Consider the following 19,726-nt stretch of genomic DNA (forward strand, 5'->3'; position numbering starts at 1 on the left):
CTTCAAACGCTAGGAAAGGACCTTTCCTAGCAAAATTTGCAAGGAAAGGTCCTTTCCTAGCATCCCGAGGGGTCAAACGAGCGACTTGAGGTCAGCCGTCCTCAACTGCTCCGCGGTCACCGCCGCGCGTCCCTCGACCAGCGCCTTCAAGGCGTCCCCGTCGTCCCACTGGTTGACGTTCATCGCGGCGGCCACCTGCCCGTCCCGCAGCCAGAACGCCGTGAAGTCGCGCGACGCGAGGTCGCCCCGCACCACGAGCTCGTCGCGTTCGGGGTCGGCGAGCCCCCGGTATTCGCAGCCGAGGTCGTACTGGTCCGAGAAGAAATAAGGACTCCGCAGGTACGGCTCGTTCTCGCCCAGCAGGTTCCTGGCGACGTGCTCGCCCTGCCATTTCGCGTTCGACCAGTGCTCGACGCGGACACGCTTTCCGTAGCGGGGATGGAAATGCGCGGCGATGTCGCCGATGGCGTAGACATCGGGCGCCGCGGTCCGCAGACCGGCGTCGGCGCAGACACCGCCGTCGTCGGACAGTTCCAGCCCGGCGGCGTGCGCGAGGTCGACCCGCGGCGCGGCGCCCACGGCCACGAGTACGACATCCGCGGGGAGCTCGTCACCACTCCTCAGGCGGACGCCCGTCACCCCGTCCGGGCCGCCGGTGAAGCCGGCGACGCCTTCACCCAGACGCCAGTTCACGCCGTGCTCGGTGTGCAGGCCTTTGAAGACCTCGGACACCTGCTCGCCCAGCACCGCGAGCAGCGGTGAGCCGACCTGGTCGACCACGGTCACCTCGGCGCCGTGTTCCCTGGCGGCCGCCGCGGCCTCGGTCCCGATCCAGCCCGCGCCGACGATCACCACCCGTCCGGCGTCCTTGAACGCCGAGCGCAGCGCCAGCGCGTCGTCCAGGGTGCGCAGGGTCCGCAGGCCCGGCAGATCCCCGCCGGGCACCGGCAGCGATCGCGGCCGCGAGCCGGTCGCGAGCACGAGCCGGTCGAAACGGTGTTCACCGCCCGCGTCGTCGTGCACCAGCCGGGCACCGAGTTCGATCTTGGTCGCGGTCGCGCCGCTGGAGAACGCGATGTCCTTCTCCGCGTAGAAACCCTCGTCGTGCACCCAGTCGGGTTCATCGGTGTTGCCCATCAGAAGCCCCTTGGACAAGGGCGGTAATTCGTACGGGCGATGCGTGTCGGTGCCGAGCAGCAGGATTTCTCCCGCGTAGCCGCGTTCCCGCAGCGTTCCGGCCGCCGTCGCTCCGGCGAGACCGGCTCCGACGATGACGATCTTCCTGGGTTCGGACATCCCATGACCTCCCAAGCAGTCCCTCCCCCGGACGCTACTCCCGTTCTTCCCCGTCCGGCCTAGCGAAAGCGGAAGTCGATCACGATCCGGAGGTTCGGTTAACCCATCAGTAGGAATGTCGGGTTATCCGCGTCACGGCCCCGAAAGCGCCTCGTCCCAGCCTCGGACGAGAAAGGGAGAACATGGGATACGGGAGGATGAGGACGTTGGCACCCCGGGACGAATGGTCGGTCGGCTGCCGGGATCTCGCGGGCAGGCGCAGAGACGTGACGGTGTTCGTGAGCAGCGACAAGATCGTGCTCGTGGCACCGCCCGGAGAGGCCGCCGTACTCGGGCCGCTGGACGTGGGGCGCCTGCGCGCCGCGCTCCGCGACGCCGTGGTCGCGGTGGCCGAACATCCGGACCACCATGAATGACAACTACCGTTCCTACTTCTGAGTAGGTAGAGTCGGCCCCGTTCGGAAGGAGCCGGCCATGACCACCTACTTCGTGACGGGCGCGACGGGCTTTCTGGGAAAACGCCTGGTCGCACGCCTACTACGGCGACCTGAGACCGTAGCCGTCCACGTTCTCGTGAGGGAGACCTCACGCGGGAAGCTCCCGAGCCACGAGAAGCTCGTTCCCGTCACCGGCGATCTGACCGAACCCCTGCTGGGCATCGATCCCGCCCAGCTGGCGCCCCTTGACCACGTCGTGCATCTCGGCGCGATCTACGACCTCACCGCGGACGAAGCGGCGAACCGCGCGGCCAACGTCGACGGCACCCGCAACGTCCTGGAGTTCGCCGCCGCGGCGAAGGCCGGGCTCTTCCACCACGTCTCGTCGATCGCGGTCGCCGGGAAGTACGCCGGGCCGTTCACCGAGGCCGACTTCGACCTCGGCCAGAGCTTCGCGTCGCCGTACCACGCGACGAAGTTCGAGGCGGAGAAACTCGTGCGAGAGCACGGGAAAACGCCGTTCCGCGTGTACCGGCCGTCCGCCGTGGCCGGTGATTCGCGTACCGGCGAGATGGACAAGATCGACGGCCCGTACTACTTCCTCCCAGCCATTTCGCGGCTCGCCGCGTTGCCGCGCCGCCTCCCTCTCGCCGCCCCGGATCTCGGCGCCACGAACATCGTTCCGGTCGACTACGTCGTCGAAGCGATGGAACACCTCATGCACGTCGACGCGCCCAGTGGCAGCACTTACCACCTCGCGTCGCCCCGGCCACAGCCGCTTCACGAGGTCTACAACGCCTTCGCACGGGCCGCGGGCGGGCCGAAGATCTCCGCGGTCCTTCCTCCCGGACCATCCGGAGCGCTGAAGCGAGCCGGAACCCGGCTGGCGAAATCCGCGGCCGCCAGATTCGACCGCGTCCCCGGCGGCCGTTCGGCCCGCGCGGCGGTGCTGGCGGAGCTCGGCATCCCACTGGAGGTCCTGCCGCACCTGAGCATGGAGGTCGACTTCGACACGAGCGCGACGACGGCCGCGCTCGAAGGCAGCGGGATCACCTTGCCGCCGTTGAAGGAGTACGCCGGCCCGCTCTACCGGTACTGGCTGGAGCATCTGGATCCCGACCGCGGCCGCCGCCGTCCTGGCCCGGAACCCCTCGACGGCCGCAAGGTGCTGATCACCGGTGCGTCCTCGGGCATCGGTCGCGCGTCCGCGCTGGCCGTCGCCGCGAAAGGCGGCGACGTGATCCTCGTGGCCAGGCGCGCCGACGAACTCGAACAGGTCCGCGAGCAGATCGTCGCGGCGGGCGGGAAGGCGTCGGCGTATCCGTGCGACCTCACCGACGGCGGTGCCGTCGACGCTCTGGTGAAGGACGTGCTCGCCGCGCACGGCGCCGTCGACATGCTGGTCAACAACGCGGGCCGGTCGATCCGGCGGTCGCTTTCGCTGTCCACCGAACGGTTCCACGACTTCGAGCGGACGATGGCGATCAACTACTTCGGCCCCGTGCGGCTGACACTGGGCCTGCTGCCGTCGATGACCGCGCGCGGATTCGGGCACGTCGTCAACGTGACCACCCAAGGACTGCAAACGGACACCCCGAGGTTTTCCGCTTACCTGGCCTCGAAGGCCGCGCTGGAGGAGTTCGGGCTGACCGCGGGACGGGAAACGCTTTCCGACGGCGTCACCTTCACCTCGGTCCGGATGCCGCTGGTGCGCACCGACATGATCACGCCGACCGGGTCCTATCGCGGTATGCCGTCGAGTTCTCCCGAACGCGCCGCCGAGCTGGTGGTGAAGGCGCTGGAGAAACGACCTGAGATCCTGAACCTGCCCGAGGGCACGGCCGCCGAACTGGTGACGCTCGTCGCACCTCGGACGGCACGGTTCTTCGCCCACCTCGTCTACCGCGCCATGCCCGAGTCCGCGCCGGAATCCCGTGGCCTGCCCCGGAAGGCTCCGCTCGCGTCGGTGGCGGGCGCGGTCACCCGGCTGGTCTGGCGCCGCCGTCCCTGAGAGCCTGCCGCCGGGGCTCGATCGGGGGACGCCCCCGGCCGCTACCATCGGTTTCCGATACGCCGGGGGGTTCGGCGGACACGGGCCGAGGCAGGACGACCGGGAAGGGGCAGTGTGGACGTCGCCAGTCCCCCGCTGCCGACCGGACCGGACGCCGCGGTGGTACGTCCGTCCAGGACAGTGCTGCGCCTTTGCCTGCACGCGACGTGGGTGCTCGCGCTCGCCGTCGCCACCGAACTCCGGGTGGGACGCTTCGGTTTCCACCCGTCGGACCAGGGTTTCATCCTCGCCCAGGCGTGGCGGGTGCGGCACGGCGAGGTCCCGCATTCCGACATCATCTCCGCGCGGCCGCTGGGTTCGGCGTACCTGCACATCGTCGATTTCGTGCTGCCGGGACCGCTGTTCTTCGTCTCCAGCGTGCTCAGCATGCTGGAGATCATCCTGGCGACCATCGCGTTCGCCGTACTGGTCACCCGGCGCCGCGTCCGCGACTGGGGCCCGGGGCTCACCGGGCTGACGGCGGCCGCCTCGCTGCTGAACCTCAACGCCTTCCCGCTGATGGCCTGGCACACGATCGACGGGATCTTCCTGACCGCCTGCGGCGCCTGGGCACTGGATTCGGGGCTGCGCAACGGCAAGGCGTGGCCGAGGCGGCTCGGTCTGGTGCTGATGGGCACCGCGGTGTTCGTCAAACAGAGTTTCGCGCCGGTGCCGTTGATCGCGCTGTGCTGGCTCCTGCTGCACCCGTCGCTGCGGGAGGGCGCGTTCCGCGCCGGGCGCTGGTGGGCCCGGCTGGCCTGGGATCTGCTGGCGCTGGGCGCTTTTCTGGTGTTCTACTTCGGAATCGTCACCCTCGACGGCGGGCTCGGCGCGATGGCAGAGCAGCTCACCGGCGGTCTGCCCGCGTACGGCGAGCGGCTTCTCGGGCTGTGGCTCGAAAATCCCGCGTCCCTGCTGCGGCCGCCGGTGCGGGGCTTGACCTTCTTCGTGATCGCCGGGGTGTTCCTGGCCCTGCTCGGGGTCTTCCGCGACCGTGCGGGCTTCGCCGGGGCGGTCCTCGCGCGGCTGTTTCTCCTGGCGGGTGTGGCGGTGGTGGTCGGCACCGTCGTCGACGGGCACTTCACCGGCGCGTCTCGCTGGGCGGACGTGCTCTGGTGGATCCTCGGTGTCGCCCTCCTGGTGAACTGGGCGGCGACGCGGCGGTTCCCGCGTATGGGCGCGCTGGTCTTCGCGACCGGCTTCATGACCAGCCTGTCCTGGGGGAACGACACGCCGACGCTGTTCACCGGAACGCTGGCGCTGACGGCGATCCTGCTGCTCGCGGAAGCGCTGCCACCGCTGCCCGAGCCGTCCCGCCGGTCGAGGCTGGCGGGCGCCACCGCGATGGGCCTGGTCGCGGTGCTGGCGTCGGGCTGGGCCGTGGTCGCGCACCACGACGAGGCCGCGTACCTCGACATGGCTCACGAGAAGCTGACGGGCGACCTCGGCAAGGTGACGCCGTCGATGCGCGGGATCCGGACGAATCCGGGCACCTTCACCTACATCTCGCAGATCCAGGACTGTGTCACGCGCTTCCCCGCGGGGCGCACGGCCGTCCTGCCGGACAACCCGTTCGCCTATCCCGCCTTCGGCCTGCGCAACCCGTTCCCGCTGGAATGGCCGCTGCCGCTGGAGATCGTCGCCGACGCTCCGGAGCGCATGCTCGCGACGGCCGACCTCCTCAACCGCGAAGGCGACTACCTGGTGCTGTTCCAGACCGTGAGCATGCCCGCGCTGGCCAAGGGCGGGCCGGTGCCCGCCGAGGTCGCCGGGGACGCGCCGATCTTCGACTACCTCGGGCTGGAGAACGCGCTGCGCTCGCGGCTCACCGGGCAGACCGTCACCTGCGGCAGCTTCATCGGCAAGTGGGCGCGGCGCCCCTGACGCGTTTGGTCCTCTGAACGCGGGGGTCAGTCGACGCCGGCGTCCTCGGGACGACCGGAAGCGAGTCCGGCGAGGACGTCCAAAGCGGCCCCGAGCGTCTCGAGCGGCGGCGACGAGACGGCGAGGCGGATCGCGTTCGGCGCGTGGCCGGGGACGACGGCGAACGCGGCCGCCGGGGTGACCGCGATCCCGCGTCGCGCGGCCGCGGCGACGAAGGTTTCGGCGCGCCAGTGTTCGGGGAGTTCCCACCAGCAGTGGTACGCCCGCGGATCGGCGCGCAGGGTGAACCCGGCCAGCCGCGCCGCCGTCACCCGCTGGCGTTCCGCGGCGTCGAGCCGCTTCGCCCGCTCGACGGTTTCCAGTGTCCCGCCGGTGATCCACCGGGTGGCGGCTTCGACGGCGAACCGGGGCGCGACCCAGCCGCCCGAGCGCACGGACGCGGCCAGCCGTTCCCTCCATTCCGCCGGGACGGCGAGGAAGCCGGTGGTCAGCCCCGGGGCGAGCCGTTTGGACATGCTGTCGGTGAACACCGTGCGTTCCGGCGCGTACGCCGCGAACGGACGGACCTCGGGCCGGAGGAAGGTGTAGATACCGTCCTCGATCACCGGGATGTCCATCCGGCGCACGGTTTCGGCCAGCTCGACGCGCCGCGCTTCGTCCATTGTGGACCCAAGTGGGTTGTGCAGCGTCGGCTGGACGTACAGCGCGCGGACGGACGCGGCTTCGAGTGCCTCGGGAATGAGCCCCATGTCGTCGGTCTCGATGGGCACCAGCTGGACACCGAGCCGTCCGGCGAGCGCCTTGACCACGGGGTACGTGATGGCTTCGACGGCGAGACGTTCTCCCATCGGCACGAAGGCGGCGATGGCGGCCGCGATGGCCTGGCGGCCGCTTCCGGCGAAGAGGATCTCCGGCGTCCAGCCGTCCTTCGCGAGCAGCCCGGCGACAGCGTCACGCGCCTGCTTCGAGCCGGAGACGCTTCCCGGCCGCAGCGCCGCCGTCAGGACGTCTTCGCGCAGCAACGGCTCCAGCGCCTTTCCGACCAGCGCCGACTGCTCCGGGAGGACGGCGAAGTTGAGTTCGAGATCGACCGTCGCGCCACCGGGTTCGGCGAGGGCGGTCTCCAGCGGCGGCCTTCCGGCGCGGACGAACGTGCCCCGGCCGACCTCGCCGACCACGACACCTCTCCGGACGAGTTCGCCGTAGACCCTGGCGGCGGTCGAGTTCGCGATCCCGCGTTCGCGGGCGAACCGCCGCTGCGGGGGCAGCCGGTCGCCGGGGCGGAGCCGTCCCGCCTCGACGTCGGCGGAGATCTCGTCCGCGACTATCCGGTAGTCCTCCATGATGGTCCTTCGATCGCACCGAGACCGCTCGCGGGATTGCACTGCGGATGATGCCATCGACGAGCGTCGTGAGCCGACTGCGACCTACGGAACACCACAACGGCGGACTCCTAGGTTAGCCTAACCTGCGTGGAGACCGTGGAAACCCTCACCGAGCAGAGCACGACGTCCCGCCTGCACGCGGACGCGCTGACGCTCGCCTACGACGGCCGGACCGTGGCCGAAGACCTCGGGGTCGTCATCCCCGACCGGTCGTTCACCGTCATCGTCGGCCCGAACGCCTGCGGCAAGACGACCCTGCTGCGCGCGCTCGCGCGGATGCTCAAACCCCGCCAGGGTTCGGTGTTCCTCGACGGACAGGTGATCAGCTCGTTTCCCGCCAAGGAGGTCGCCCGGCGGCTCGGCCTGCTTCCGCAGAGCTCGATCGCGCCCGACGGCATCACCGTCGCGGACCTCGTCGCGAGGGGCCGGTACCCGCACCAGCGCCTGCTGCGCCAGTGGTCCCGCGAGGACGCCACCGTGGTCGCGGAGTCCATGCGCGCCACCGGGGTCGACGACCTCGCCGAGCGGCTGGTCGACGAACTGTCCGGCGGTCAGCGGCAGCGCGTGTGGATGGCGATGGCCCTCGCGCAGGAGACCGATCTCCTGCTGCTCGACGAGCCGACGACCTACCTGGACATCGCGCACCAGATGGACATCCTCGACCTGTGCGCGCAGCTGCACCAGGAACAGGGCCGCACGCTGGTCGCGGTGCTGCACGACCTCAACCACGCCGCCCGCTACGCGACGCACATGATCGCGATGCGCGGCGGAGAGGTCTTGGCGACCGGCTCGCCCGAAGAGGTCGTGACCGCGGCCAACGTCGAGAAGATCTTCGAGCTGCCCTGCCGGGTCATGCCGTGCCCCGAAACCGGGACCCCGCTGGTGATCCCGAAGGCCGGTCGCCGCGCCGCGTGATCAACTCGGAGTAGGTTGGCGGCGGAGGTGCCATGTCACAGCAACTGTGGTCCGAAGTGGACGACTACTTGTCCGGGGTGCTCATCCCGTCCGATCCCGCCCTCGAAGGCGCGCGTGAGGCGTCGGATCGGGCCGGGCTGCCGTCGATCGCCGTCGCGCCGAATCAGGGAAAGCTGCTCAACCTGCTGGCGAGGATGATCGGCGCCCGTTCCATCCTGGAGATCGGCACGCTCGGCGGGTACAGCACGATCTGGCTCGCCCGTGCCCTGCCGCCGCAAGGCAGGCTGGTCACCCTCGAATTCGACCCGAAGCACGCCGAGGTCGCGCGTGGCAACATCGAAGCGGCCGGGCTCGGCGAGCTGGTCGACGTCCGCGTCGGCAAGGCACTGGACCTGCTGCCGTCGGTCGAGGGCCCGATCGATCTGGCGTTCATCGACGCCGACAAGGTCAACAACCCGGCCTATTTCGAAGCGTCGCTGAAGCTCGTCCGGCCCGGCGGCGTGATCGTGGTCGACAACGTCGTCCGCGGTGGCGCGGTGACCGACGCCGCCAGCGAAGACCCGAACGTCCAGGGGATCAGGCGGCTGCACGAGATGATCGCCGCCGAACCCCGCGTCGACGCGACGGCGATCCAGACGGTCGGAAGCAAGGGCTACGACGGACTCACCGTCGTGCTCGTGAAGCCCTGACGACTCCCGCGTGATCAGACGCAGACCTCACGTGATTGAAGGCGTAACTCGGGTGTGCGGTCTCCAATCACGCGAGTTACGTCCCTGATCACGCGAGTTACGCCTTCAATCACGCGGGGATCACCGCGGCGCCGTCGTGACCGGCCGCGGGCCCGAGCCCTCCGGCCACCGCACCGGCATCCCCTGGTGCACGCCGTTCATGAAGCGCTGCCACAGGTCGGCCGGGATGGTCCGGCCGGTCAGTTTCTCCCCGGCGGCGTCCCGCATCCGGCGCGGCTCGTCGGCGCCGACCCAGACCGCGGTCGCGAGTTGCGGCGTGTACCCGACCGCCCAGCCGCCGGCGTTGTCGTCCGTCTCGTTGTACTGGAACTCGCCGGTCTTCAGTGCCGCCGGGCGGTCCTTCAGCCCGGTGGCGAGCACCTGGTTCATCGTGCCCGCGATCCGGCGGCTCAGCGCCTCGTCGTCCTCGAACGCGGGCGCCCTGTCCGACGGCCGTTCCCACACGATTTCGCCGTTCTCGTCCCGGATCTTCGACACCAGATGCGGGGTGGCGCGCAGGCCGTCGGCGGCGAAGGTCGCGTAGGCGCCGGCCATGTCGCTGGGGCGCAAGGGATACCGGCCGACCGCGATCCCCGGGCCGATCAGGAAACCGTCCTTCTCCCGCAACGTCACCACGCCGTCGACGGCCTCGGGGATCCCCGCCGCGCGGGCGCCTTCGCGGACCGCTTCCGCGCCGAGTTTCTTCGCCAGGTCGACGAACGGACCCTGCGCTCCCCGTCCCATCGCCTCGCGCAGCGTGCACTTCCCGGCTTCACCGCACTGATCCTCGAATGTGAAGTTTTCGCCGAGGAAGTCGACCTCCGCGGGCGCCTTGAGCGGTTCGTCCACGCCGACGCCCCGTTCGAGACCGGCGGCGAGGATGAACGGCTGGAAGGCGGAGCCGGTGCCGTACGGGGTGCCGGCGTAGTCGTGCACGCTCCAGCCACCGCCGTTGTAGGCGCGGATGGCGCCGGTCCCGGGTTCGACGGCGACCAGCGACGCGCGGAAGTGCTCCGGCTGCCCCTTCAACCGCTCCTTGACCGCTTTCTCGGCTTCGGCCTGCGCTCGCGGATCAATGGTCGTCTCGACCTTCATCGCGCCGCCGCGGAGCCGGTCGAGCGGGTAGCCGACCTGTTCCAGTTCCGCGAGGACCTGCTGCTTGATGTGGTACTGCTCGTAGGTCACGCGACCGGCCCTGGTCTCCGACGGCGCCTGGATCGCGTCCTCCGGATAGGTCATGGCGACCGCTTCGGCCTGGCTCACGTAGCCGCGCGAGACCAGTTTGTTCACCACGTAGGACCAGCGTTTCCTCGCGTGCTCGTGGCTGGAGGCGTACGGATCGTGCACCGAGGGTGACTGGATCATGCCCGCGAGGAACGCCGCCTCGCTCCAGGTCATCGAGTCGTCGAGCTTGCGGCCGAAGTAGGCGTTCATCGCCGACGCCGGGCCGTAGGTGCCGCGGCCGAACGAGATGATGTTGACGTAACTCTCGAAGATCTCCTTCTTGGTCTGCTGCTGGGTGATCTTCGTGGCGAGCACCAGCTCGGAGAACTTGCGGGTGAGGGTGGCGTCCTCGTTGCCGGTGGACTTCTTGATGTACTGCTGGGTGATCCCCGAACCGCCGCCGACGCCGGTCACCAGCGCGCGGCCGAGCCCGGTGAGGTCGAAGCCCTCGTTGTCCCAGAAGGTCGGGTCCTCGGTCGCGACGATCGCGTCGCGCAGTTTCGCGGGGACGGTGTCGTACGGCACGAACAGCCGGTCGCCGCCGGGCGGGACCACCTTGAGCAGTTCGGAACCGTCGGCGTTCTGCAGGACGACGGTCTTGTCGAGGTCGGCGAGGACCTCTTGCGGGCTGCGGACGTCGAGCAGGAGGTACGCGAGCCCGAACGCGACGACGGGGATGCCGACGAGCAGGCCGAGCGTCCAGGCGGCGATCCGTCGCCACCTGCGCTTCTTGCCCTTCGGCTCGGGAGTGGCCGTGGTCTCCGACTCGGGTGCGTCTGCCTCATCCGGGTTCTCCACGCCAGGTTAGACGCCCGAACGAGTGAAAAGGTTGTGGGAAAATCACCGAATCGCGTCCGGCCCCCGCATTTCGTCCTCTGAATGCGGTAGTTGGCATCACGAACCACCGCATTCAGAGGACGAAATGCGGGCCGGTCAGGCGAGGAACGCGCGAAGCAGCGAAGCGGTCCCTTCGACGTGCTCCGTCATCGCCCGGCGGGCCGCTTCGGAGTCCCCGGCGAGGATCGCGTCGACGATCGCCTCGTGCTGGGCGTTGGAGTGCTCCAGATTCGGTTCGAGCAGCGGGATCATGTCGAGCAGCTGGTTGACCCGCATCCGCGCGTCGGCCATCGCCGTGGTGAGCGATCCGGACGCGGTGACCTCGGCGATCGCCAGGTGCAGCCGCGAGTCCTTGCGGCGGTAGTCGCCGACGTCGGCCGCCGCGGCCTCGGCGAGTGTGCTGGTCAGATGCTGGCGGTCGGCCGGGCTGAGCGAACGCGAGGCCGCCATCTCGGCGGCGCCGGTCTCCAGGACGTGCCGCAGGCCGAGCGCGTCCTCCAGGGTGGCGTTGTCGACCTTGCGTCCCTCTGCGGCGGGCGGGTCGGGCAGGACGTCGTTGACGAATGTGCCGCCGTACCGCCCGCGCCGCGACTCGACGTACCCCGCGTCGGACAGCGCGCGGATGGCCTCACGCAGCGTCACCCGGCTGACCCCGAGCCGCTCGGCGAGTTCGCGTTCCGAAGGCAGCCGCTCCCCCGCGCCCACCACGCCCAGCCGGATGGCCTGGAGCAGCCTTTCGACGGTCTCCTCGAAGGCGTTGCCCGCGCGCACCGGGCGGAACAGCGCGTCACCCGCGTTCGCGACCGTGCTCGACTCCACTCTTCGAGTTTAGGCGGCCCGCAATTCGTCCTCGGGATGCGGTACTTGCGTGTGCAACTACCGCATCGCGAGGACTAAAGGCGAGGGGTCAGCATTCGATGACATTCACGGCGAGGCCGCCGCGCGAGGTCTCCTTGTACTTCACGCTCATGTCGGCGCCGGTCTCACGCATCGTCTTGATCGCCTTGTCCAGCGTCACGATGTGCGAACCGTCGCCGCGCATCGCCATCCGCGCGGCGTGGATCGCCTTCGACGCGCCGACGGCGTTGCGCTCGATGCACGGGATCTGCACCAGCCCGCCGACCGGGTCGCAGGTCAGCCCCAGGTGGTGCTCGACGCCGATCTCGGCGGCGTTCTCCACCTGCGCGGGTGAACCACCGAGGACCTCGGTGAGTCCGGCGGCGGCCATGGCGCTGGCCGAACCGACCTCACCCTGGCAGCCGACCTCGGCACCCGAGATCGAGCCCGTCTGCTTGAGGATCGAGCCGATCGCGCCCGCGGTGAGCATGAACGTCACGATGCCGTCGTCCGACGAGCCACGGATGAACCGCTGGTAGTAGTGCAGAACGGCCGGGATGATCCCCGCCGCGCCGTTGGTCGGCGCGGTGACGACGCGGCCGCCTGCGGCGTTCTCCTCGTTGACCGCCAGCGCGTACAGGCTCACCCAGTCCATCGCGTACAGCGGGTCGCCGACGCCGTCCTCGGCGAGCAGCTTCTCGTGCAACGCCTTCGCGCGGCGCGGCACTTTCAGCCCGCCCGGCAGAACACCCTCGTGCTCGCACCCGTTGCGCACGCATTCCGCCATGACCTGCCAGATCTCCAGCAGCCCTTCGCGAACTTCCTCACGCGTGCGCCACGAAAGCTCGTTGCGCAGCATGATCTCGCTGATCGGCAGCCCGGTGTCCTCGCAGTGCTTCAGCAGATCCGCGCCGGTACGGAACGGGAACTCCAGCCGCGTCGAGTCCTCGACGACGACAGTGTCGGTCTCGTAGGACTCATCGCGCACGAACCCGCCGCCGACCGAGTAGTAGGTCCGCTCGCGCAGCACCTTCCCATCGGCGTCGAAGGCACGGAAGATCATCCCGTTCGGGTGCGCCGGCAAGGACTTCCGCCGGTGCATGGTCAGATCGCTGTCCTCGGTGAACACGATCTCGTGCTCACCGCGCAGCTTCAGCAGGCAGGATTCGCGGATCTCCGCGATCTTGCCGGGCACCGTGTCGGTGTCGATGTCCTCCGGACGCTCCCCCGACAGCCCGAGCAGCACGGCCTTGTCACTGCCGTGGCCGAACCCGGTCGCGCCCAGCGAACCGAAAAGCTCGCTCTGGACGCGCGTCGTGGCCGTCAGGTCGCCGTCGGCGGCCAGACCGTCCACAAAGGTCAGTGCGGCGCGCATCGGGCCCACCGTATGGGAGCTGGAGGGGCCGATGCCGATCGAAAACAGGTCGAAGACGCTGATCGCCATTGATCTGCCCTCCTTCCTATCTGGCCAGCAGTGAGCTGGCTTCTTGGGCCGCGGGCCCTTCGGCGGCGAGATGGGCCAAGTTCTCCGACAGCTCTTCGCCGCGGTGGGCCTTCGTCTGCGCGAACAGGCGACCGGCCCGATACGACGAGCGTACGAGCGGCCCGGCCATCACACCAGCGAAGCCCATCGCCTCGGCGGCGTTCGAGTGCTCGACGAACTCCTCCGGCTTCACCCACCGATCCACCGGATGATGCCTCGGCGACGGCCGCAGGTACTGGGTGATCGTGAGGATTTCGCAGCCCGCGTCGACCAGGTCCTTCATCGCGGGCGCGACCTCTTCCGGGGTCTCGCCCATGCCCAGGATCAGGTTCGACTTCGTCACCAGACCCGCCTCACGAGCGTTCGTGATGACCTCCAGCGACCGCGCGTACCGGAAACCAGGCCGGATCCGCTTGAAGATCCGCGGCACCGTCTCCACGTTGTGCGCCAGCACCTCGGGGCGGGAGCCGAAGACTTCGGCCAGCTGGTCGGGGTCGGCGTTGAAATCCGGGATCAGCAGCTCGACACCCGTACCCGGATTCAGCGCGTGAATCTGACGCACCGTCTCCGCGTACAGCCACGCGCCACCGTCTTCCAGATCGTCACGCGCGACACCGGTCACCGTCGAATACCGCAAACCCATGGCCTGCACCGACTCCGCCACCTTGCGCGGCTCGGTGCGATCCAACGCCGCAGGCTTGCCCGTATCGATCTGACAGAAGTCGCAACGCCGCGTGCACTGGTCCCCACCGATCAGGAACGTCGCCTCACGGTCCTCCCAGCATTCGTAGATGTTGGGACAGCCGGCTTCCTCACACACGGTGTGGAGGCCTTCACGCTTGACCAGGCCCTTGAGCTCCGTGAACTCCGGACCCATGCGTGCCCGTGTCTTGATCCACGACGGCTTCTTCTCGATCGGGGTTTGCGCGTTGCGGACTTCCAGCCGGAGAAGTTTGCGCCCCTCGGGGAGCGCGCTCATCGGTTGAGGTCCGCGTACAGCGGGTGCTTCTTGGCCAGCAGCTCGACACGGGCGGACAGCGACTGGCGCAGGTCCTCGTCGAAGTCCGGGCGCAGCGCCTCGGCGATGATGTCGGCGACCTCGGCGAAGTCCTCGGCGCCGAAGCCGCGGGTCGCGAGCGCCGGGGTGCCGATCCGCAGGCCGGAGGTGACCATCGGCGGACGCGGGTCGAACGGAACGGCGTTGCGGTTGACCGTGATGCCGACCGAGTGCAGCCGGTCCTCGGCCTGCTGACCGTCCAAAGTGGAGTTGACCAGATCGACGAGCACCAGGTGCACGTCGGTACCGCCGGTCAGCACGCGGACACCGGCTTCGGTGCAGTCCGTGCGCGAAAGGCGGTCGGCCAGGATCTTCGCGCCTTCGAGCACCCGCTGCTGGCGCTCGCGGAACTCCTCGCTCGCGGCGATCTTGAGCGCGACGGCCTTGGCGGCGATGACGTGCTCCAGCGGACCGCCCTGCTGACCGGGGAACACCGCAGAGTTGATCTTCTTGGCGAGTTCCTGGCGGGACAGGATGATGCCGCCGCGCGGGCCGCCGAGGGTCTTGTGCGTGGTCGTGGTGACGATGTCCGCGTACGGCACCGGGCTCGGGTGCAGGCCCGCGGCGACGAGACCGGCGAAGTGCGCCATGTCGACCATGACCTTCGCGCCGACCTCGTCGGCGATGCGGCGGAACTCGGCGAAGTCGAGCTGACGCGGGTACGCCGACCAGCCGGCGATGATCAGCTTCGGCTTGTGCTCCTTGGCGAGGCGCTCGATCTCCTCGACGTCGACGATCCCGGTCTCCTTGTCGACGTGGTAGGCGACGACGTTGTAGAGCTTGCCCGAGAAGTTGATCTTCATCCCGTGGGTCAGGTGCCCGCCGTGCGCGAGGTCGAGACCGAGGATGGTGTCGCCGGGGTTGAGCACCGCGACCATGGCGGCGGCGTTGGCCTGCGCGCCCGAATGCGGCTGGACGTTGGCGTGCTCGGCGCCGAACAGGGCCTTCGCGCGGTCGATCGCCAGCTGCTCGATGACGTCGACGTGCTCGCAGCCGCCGTAGTAGCGGCGGCCGGGGTAGCCCTCGGCGTACTTGTTGGTCAGCACCGAACCCTGCGCCTCCAGCACGCCCACCGGGGCGAAGTTCTCCGAGGCGATCATCTCCAGGGTCGACTGCTGCCGGTCGAGCTCGGCCGCGACGGCGGTGGCGACCTCGGGGTCCACTTCGGACAGGGCAGCGTTGAACATCTCAGTTCTCCTGGGTCAGGACGGCGTAAGCCTGGGCGTCGAGCAGGGCGGGCACGTCGCCGGACAGACGCACCTTCAGGAGCCATCCTTCGGCGTACGGGTCCGAGTTGATGAGCTCGGGGGTGTCCGTTGTGGCCTCGTTCACCTCGACGACCTCGCCGTCCACGGGTGCGTACAGCTCGCTGACCGACTTGGTCGACTCGACCTCGCCGAACACCTCGCCCGCGGTGACGGTGTCGCCGACCGAGGGGAGCTGGACGAACACGATGTCACCGAGCGACTCGGCGGCGAAGGCGGTGATGCCCACGGTGGCGACGCCGTCGGCGACGTTCAGCCACTCGTGTTCCTTCGTGTACTTCAGGTCCTGGGGGATGCTCATGGTGTTCAGGGGCCTTTCAGGCGCGGGAGTAGAAGGGCAGGGCGACGACCTCGACGGGCTCGATACGACCCCGGATGTCGACGGAAAGCTCGGTGCCGGGCTCGGAGTGTTCCCGGTCCACATAGGCCATGGCGATCGGGTAACCCAGTGTCGGCGAGAGGGCACCGCTGGTGACCTCGCCGATCTCGGTCTCGCCCGCCAGGACGGTGTAGCCGTGACGCGGCGCGCGGCGGCCGGAGCCCTTGAGCCCCACACGCACGCGGGGAACATCCTTTTTGGACAGCTCTTCGAGCGCGGCCCTGCCGACGAAGTCGCCCGGCTTCTCGAACTTGACCACGCGGCCGAGACCGGCCTCGAACGGGCTCAGCTGGAGGCTGAGTTCGTTGCCGTACAACGGCATTCCGGCTTCGAGACGCAGCGTGTCGCGGCAGGCGAGACCGGCCGGGAGCAGGCCGTGCGGCTCTCCGGCGTCGGTCAGGATGCGCCAGACGGCGGGAGCCTCACTGGCCGGGACGTACAGCTCGAAGCCGTCCTCGCCGGTGTAGCCGGTGCGGGCGAGCAGGACGTCGTGCCCCTTCACGACGGCCGGGACGCTCGCGTAGTACTTGAGCGCGCCGAGGTCGGCGTCGGTGACGGCGCTGAGGATCTCGACGGCCTTCGGGCCCTGGACGGCGATCAGCGCGACGTCCTCGGACTTGTTCTCGACGACCGCGTCGAACCCGGAGACCCGCTCGGCCAGCGCCTGCGCGACCACGTCGGCGTTGCCCGCGTTGGCCACGACCAGGAACTTCTCGTCGGCGAGGCGATAGACGACCAGGTCGTCCAGCACACCGCCGTTCTCGTCGCAGATCATCGTGTAGCGCGCCCGGCCCGGCTTGACCCCGGACAGGTTGCCGACCAGCGCGAAGTCGAGGGTGTCGGCCGCCTGCGGGCCGGTCACCTCGATCTCGGCCATGTGGGAGAGGTCGAACAGGCCCGCGGCCTCGCGGACCGCCTTGTGCTCCGCCAGCTCGCTGGAATAGCGGATCGGCATCGACCAGCCCGCGAAATCGGTGAACAGCGCACCCAGTCCTTTGTGGACTCCGTGCAGGGACGTCTCTTTCGACATCAAGTGCCTCAGTTCTCGTAGGCGTTGAGCGGCGGGCAGGAGCAGACGAGGTTACGGTCCCCGCGCGCACCGTCGATGCGGCGCACCGGAGGCCAGTACTTGGCCTTGCGATTCACCCCGGCGGGGTACACCGCCAGTTCGCGGTCGTACGGCAGGTCCCAGTCACCGACCAGGGTTTCGGCGGTGTGCGGGGCGTTGCGCAGCGGGCTGTTGTCCGCGGCCCACTTGCCCTGCGCGACGGCGTCGATCTCCGCGCGGATGGCGATCATCGCCGCGATGAAGCGGTCGATCTCACCGAGGTCCTCGGATTCGGTCGGCTCGACCATCAGCGTGCCCGCGACCGGGAACGACATGGTCGGCGCGTGGAAGCCGTAGTCGATCAGGCGCTTCGCGACGTCGTCGACGCTGACGCCGGTCTCCTTGGTGAGCCCCCGCAGGTCGAGGATGCACTCGTGCGCGACCAGGCCGTCCTGGCCGGTGTAGAGCACCGGGTAGTGCTGGTTGAGGCGCTTGGCCACGTAGTTCGCCGCGAGGACCGCGACCTGCGTCGCGGCGGTGAGCCCGCCCGCGCCCATCATGCGGACGTACGCCCACGAGATCGGCAGGATCGACGCCGAACCGTACGGGGCGGCGCTGATCGGGCCGACCCCGGTTTCGGGGCCGGCCTTCTCCAGCATCGGGTGGTTCGGCAGGTACGGCGCGAGGTGCGCGCGGACCGCGACCGGGCCGACGCCGGGGCCGCCGCCACCGTGCGGGATGCAGAAGGTCTTGTGCAGGTTGAGGTGCGAGACGTCGCCGCCGAACTCACCCGGCTTGGCGAGCCCGAGCAGCGCGTTGAGGTTCGCGCCGTCGACGTAGACCTGGCCGCCCGCGTCGTGGACGATCTTGGCCAGCTCGTCGATGCCGTGCTCGTACACGCCGTGCGTGGACGGGTACGTGACCATGATCGCGGACAGCGTGTCGCGGTGGGCCTCGACCTTGGCGCGCAGGTCGTCGAGGTCGACGTTGCCCTCGGCGGTGCACTTCACCACGACGACGCGCATCCCGGCCATGACCGCGGAGGCGGCGTTCGTGCCGTGGGCGGACGACGGGATCAGGCAGACCTCGCGTTCGGCCTGCCCGTTCGCGTGGTGGTACGCGCGGATCGCGAGCAGGCCGGCGAGCTCGCCCTGGCTGCCCGCGTTCGGCTGCAGCGACACCTTGTCGTAGCCGGTGACCTCGGCCAGCCAGCTCGACAGCTGCTCGACCAGCGTGTGGTAGCCCTCGGCCTGGTCGGCAGGCGCGAACGGGTGGATCCCCGCGAACTCGCGCCAGCTGATCGGCTCCATCTCGGTGGTGGCGTTGAGCTTCATCGTGCAGGAGCCGAGCGGGATCATGCCGCGGTCGAGCGCGTAGTCGAGGTCGGACAGGCTGCGCAGGTAGCGCAGCATCGCGGTCTCGGAGCGGTGGGAGTGGAAGACCTCGTGGGTGAGGTACTCGCTCTCGCGGCCGAGGCCGGCGGGCAGCGCGTGGGCGTCGGCGGCCGCGGTGTCGATGCCGAACGCGTTGAGCACCTTGGCGATGATCGCGGGCGTGGTGACCTCGTCGACGGCGATGCGGACGTGGTCGGCGTCGACCGGGCCGAGGTTGATCCCGTTCTCGCGCGCGACCGCGACGACCGCTTCGGCCTGCCCGGGCATGCGGGCGAGGACGGTGTCGAAGAAGCCCTCGTGGACGACCTCGACGCCCGCCGCGCGGAGGGCGTCGGCCAGTCCCGCGGCGAGCCCGTGGACGCGGGTCGCGATGCGCTTGAGGCCGTCCGGACCGTGGTAGACCGCGTACATCGCGGCGAGCACGGCGGGCAGGACCTGCGCGGTGCAGATGTTGGAGGTCGCCTTCTCACGGCGGATGTGCTGCTCACGCGTCTGCAAGGCGAGGCGGTACGCGGGGTTGCCGTCGGCGTCGACCGAGACCCCGACCAGGCGGCCCGGCAGCGAGCGCTCGAGCCCGGCGCGGACGGCCATGTACCCGGCGTGCGGGCCGCCGTAACCGAGCGGGACGCCGAAGCGCTGGGTGGAACCGGCGGCGATGTCGGCGCCGAACTCACCCGGCGCGGTGATCAGGGTGAGGGCGAGGAGGTCGGCGGCGACGGTGTACAGCGCGCCGGCGGCCTTCGCGGTCTCGGAGATGGCGGAGTAGAAGCCCGCGCCGCGCAGCACGCCGGAAGCGCCCGGGTACTGGACGACGACGCCGAAGAACTCCTCCGGCAGGCCGGTGAGCAGGTCGCGGACCTCGACCTCGACGCCCATGGCTTCGCAGCGGGTGCGGACGACGGCGATGGTCTGCGGCAGGCACTCGGCGTCGAGGACGACCTTGTTGGACTTCGCCTTCGACGCGCGGCGCATCAGCATGACGGCCTCGGCGACCGCGGTGGACTCGTCGAGCAGCGAGGCGTTCGCGGTGGCGAGACCGGCCAGCTCGGAGACCATGGTCTGGAAGTTGAGGAGGGCTTCGAGACGGCCCTGCGAGATCTCCGGCTGATACGGCGTGTACGCCGTGTACCAGGCCGGGTTCTCCAGCACGTTGCGGCGGATGACCGCGGGGGTGACCGTGTCGTGGAAGCCGAGACCGATCATCTGCGTCATCGGCTTGTTGAGCGCGGCGAGCGCGCGAAGCTCGGCGATGGCGTCCTCTTCGGACGCCGCGGGGGGAAGTTCGAGGTCGCGGGTGACCCGGATCGCGGACGGCACGGCGGCCTGCACCAGGGCATCGAGACTGCCGTAGCCGACCTCGGCGAGCATCTTGGCCTGCTCGGACTCCGAGGGGCCGATGTGCCGGTCGTCGAAGGACGTACTGGTCAAGGGAGCTCCTTGGGTCAGGCGCCGGATAGACCGGTGCGCTGGGAACTCCCCCTCTGTCATGGCACCTGAGAGTTTCACC

15 protein-coding genes are annotated in these 19,726 nt (G+C 69.5%); 5 read left to right on the forward strand and 10 right to left on the reverse strand.

Annotated features, from left to right (window positions below; translation table 11 throughout):
* Positions 1-72: 72 nt before the first annotated feature.
* On the reverse strand, positions 73-1,296 hold the full coding sequence (locus ACFVM3_RS10555; RefSeq protein ID WP_378437530.1) for an NAD(P)/FAD-dependent oxidoreductase: 1,224 nt from the start codon (positions 1,294-1,296) through the stop codon (positions 73-75).
* Between the two features lie 197 nt (positions 1,297-1,493).
* On the opposite strand from ACFVM3_RS10555, the gene ACFVM3_RS10560 reads away from it, so the two are divergent.
* From ACFVM3_RS10560 to ACFVM3_RS10570, 3 genes are all read left to right on the forward strand, one after another.
* Positions 1,494-1,712 carry a hypothetical protein gene (locus ACFVM3_RS10560; RefSeq protein WP_126733519.1) on the forward strand — a complete coding sequence of 73 codons (219 nt, stop codon included), beginning with the start codon at positions 1,494-1,496 and terminating at the stop codon, positions 1,710-1,712.
* A gap of 58 nt (positions 1,713-1,770) precedes the next feature.
* Positions 1,771-3,744 carry an SDR family oxidoreductase gene (locus ACFVM3_RS10565; RefSeq protein ID WP_378437532.1) on the forward strand — a complete coding sequence of 658 codons (1,974 nt, stop codon included), beginning with the start codon at positions 1,771-1,773 and terminating at the stop codon, positions 3,742-3,744.
* 114 nt (positions 3,745-3,858) lie between these two features.
* A complete protein-coding gene (locus ACFVM3_RS10570) occupies positions 3,859-5,667 on the forward strand; it encodes a hypothetical protein (protein WP_378437534.1) in 1,809 nt (602 codons plus the stop codon).
* A gap of 26 nt (positions 5,668-5,693) precedes the next feature.
* Here ACFVM3_RS10570 and ACFVM3_RS10575 read toward each other — a convergent pair whose 3' ends face one another.
* Positions 5,694-7,010 carry a PLP-dependent aminotransferase family protein gene (locus ACFVM3_RS10575; protein ID WP_378437536.1) on the reverse strand — a complete coding sequence of 439 codons (1,317 nt, stop codon included), beginning with the start codon at positions 7,008-7,010 and terminating at the stop codon, positions 5,694-5,696.
* A gap of 129 nt (positions 7,011-7,139) precedes the next feature.
* On the opposite strand from ACFVM3_RS10575, the gene ACFVM3_RS10580 reads away from it, so the two are divergent.
* Positions 7,140-7,967 (forward strand): ABC transporter ATP-binding protein, encoded by an 828-nt coding sequence (locus tag ACFVM3_RS10580; RefSeq protein ID WP_126733523.1) that lies wholly within the window; start codon positions 7,140-7,142, stop codon positions 7,965-7,967.
* 32 nt (positions 7,968-7,999) lie between these two features.
* Entirely contained in the window at positions 8,000-8,656 is a 657-nt protein-coding gene (locus ACFVM3_RS10585; RefSeq protein WP_378437538.1) for an O-methyltransferase, read from the forward strand.
* A gap of 120 nt (positions 8,657-8,776) precedes the next feature.
* Here the strand turns inward: ACFVM3_RS10585 and ACFVM3_RS10590 are convergent, their stop codons facing one another.
* The 8 genes from ACFVM3_RS10590 to gcvP all read right to left on the reverse strand — a co-directional run bounded on the left by ACFVM3_RS10590 (position 8,777) and on the right by gcvP (position 19,647).
* Positions 8,777-10,717, reverse strand: a complete 1,941-nt coding sequence (locus tag ACFVM3_RS10590; RefSeq protein WP_378437540.1) for a transglycosylase domain-containing protein — start codon at positions 10,715-10,717, stop codon at positions 8,777-8,779.
* Between the two features lie 135 nt (positions 10,718-10,852).
* Positions 10,853-11,575 (reverse strand): FadR/GntR family transcriptional regulator, encoded by a 723-nt coding sequence (locus ACFVM3_RS10595; protein ID WP_378437542.1) that lies wholly within the window; start codon positions 11,573-11,575, stop codon positions 10,853-10,855.
* Positions 11,576-11,663: 88 nt separating this feature from the next.
* Entirely contained in the window at positions 11,664-13,037 is a 1,374-nt protein-coding gene (locus ACFVM3_RS10600) for an L-serine ammonia-lyase (protein ID WP_378437544.1), read from the reverse strand.
* Between the two features lie 16 nt (positions 13,038-13,053).
* Positions 13,054-14,055, reverse strand: a complete 1,002-nt coding sequence (gene lipA / locus ACFVM3_RS10605; RefSeq protein WP_378437546.1) for a lipoyl synthase — start codon at positions 14,053-14,055, stop codon at positions 13,054-13,056.
* Positions 14,052-15,320, reverse strand: coding sequence for a serine hydroxymethyltransferase (glyA, locus tag ACFVM3_RS10610; protein ID WP_378437548.1), 1,269 nt, complete (start codon positions 15,318-15,320; stop codon positions 14,052-14,054). The genes lipA and glyA overlap by 4 nt, the downstream gene beginning before the upstream one ends.
* A 1-nt stretch (position 15,321) precedes the next feature.
* A complete protein-coding gene (gene gcvH, locus ACFVM3_RS10615) occupies positions 15,322-15,699 on the reverse strand; it encodes a glycine cleavage system protein GcvH (RefSeq protein WP_016336369.1) in 378 nt (125 codons plus the stop codon).
* A gap of 16 nt (positions 15,700-15,715) precedes the next feature.
* Entirely contained in the window at positions 15,716-16,807 is a 1,092-nt protein-coding gene (gene gcvT, locus ACFVM3_RS10620) for a glycine cleavage system aminomethyltransferase GcvT (protein WP_378437550.1), read from the reverse strand.
* Positions 16,808-16,815: 8 nt separating this feature from the next.
* Entirely contained in the window at positions 16,816-19,647 is a 2,832-nt protein-coding gene (gene gcvP / locus ACFVM3_RS10625) for an aminomethyl-transferring glycine dehydrogenase (protein ID WP_378437551.1), read from the reverse strand.
* Between the last annotated feature and the right edge of the window lie 79 nt (positions 19,648-19,726).

The organism is Amycolatopsis sp. NPDC057786 (assembly GCF_042797905.1).
Taxonomy (GTDB): Bacteria; Actinomycetota; Actinomycetes; order Mycobacteriales; family Pseudonocardiaceae; genus Amycolatopsis.

Coding starts and splice junctions, on each gene's coding strand:
- gcvT (WP_378437550.1), bottom strand. CDS start 16,807: ATGTCGAAAGAGACGTCCCTGCACGGAGTCCACAAAGGACTGGGTGCG.
- ACFVM3_RS10585 (WP_378437538.1), top strand. CDS start 8,000: ATGTCACAGCAACTGTGGTCCGAAGTGGACGACTACTTGTCCGGGGTG.
- gcvH (WP_016336369.1), bottom strand. CDS start 15,699: ATGAGCATCCCCCAGGACCTGAAGTACACGAAGGAACACGAGTGGCTG.
- ACFVM3_RS10575 (WP_378437536.1), bottom strand. CDS start 7,010: ATGGAGGACTACCGGATAGTCGCGGACGAGATCTCCGCCGACGTCGAG.
- lipA (WP_378437546.1), bottom strand. CDS start 14,055: ATGAGCGCGCTCCCCGAGGGGCGCAAACTTCTCCGGCTGGAAGTCCGC.
- glyA (WP_378437548.1), bottom strand. CDS start 15,320: ATGTTCAACGCTGCCCTGTCCGAAGTGGACCCCGAGGTCGCCACCGCC.
- ACFVM3_RS10560 (WP_126733519.1), top strand. CDS start 1,494: ATGAGGACGTTGGCACCCCGGGACGAATGGTCGGTCGGCTGCCGGGAT.
- ACFVM3_RS10555 (WP_378437530.1), bottom strand. CDS start 1,296: ATGTCCGAACCCAGGAAGATCGTCATCGTCGGAGCCGGTCTCGCCGGA.
- ACFVM3_RS10600 (WP_378437544.1), bottom strand. CDS start 13,037: ATGGCGATCAGCGTCTTCGACCTGTTTTCGATCGGCATCGGCCCCTCC.
- ACFVM3_RS10565 (WP_378437532.1), top strand. CDS start 1,771: ATGACCACCTACTTCGTGACGGGCGCGACGGGCTTTCTGGGAAAACGC.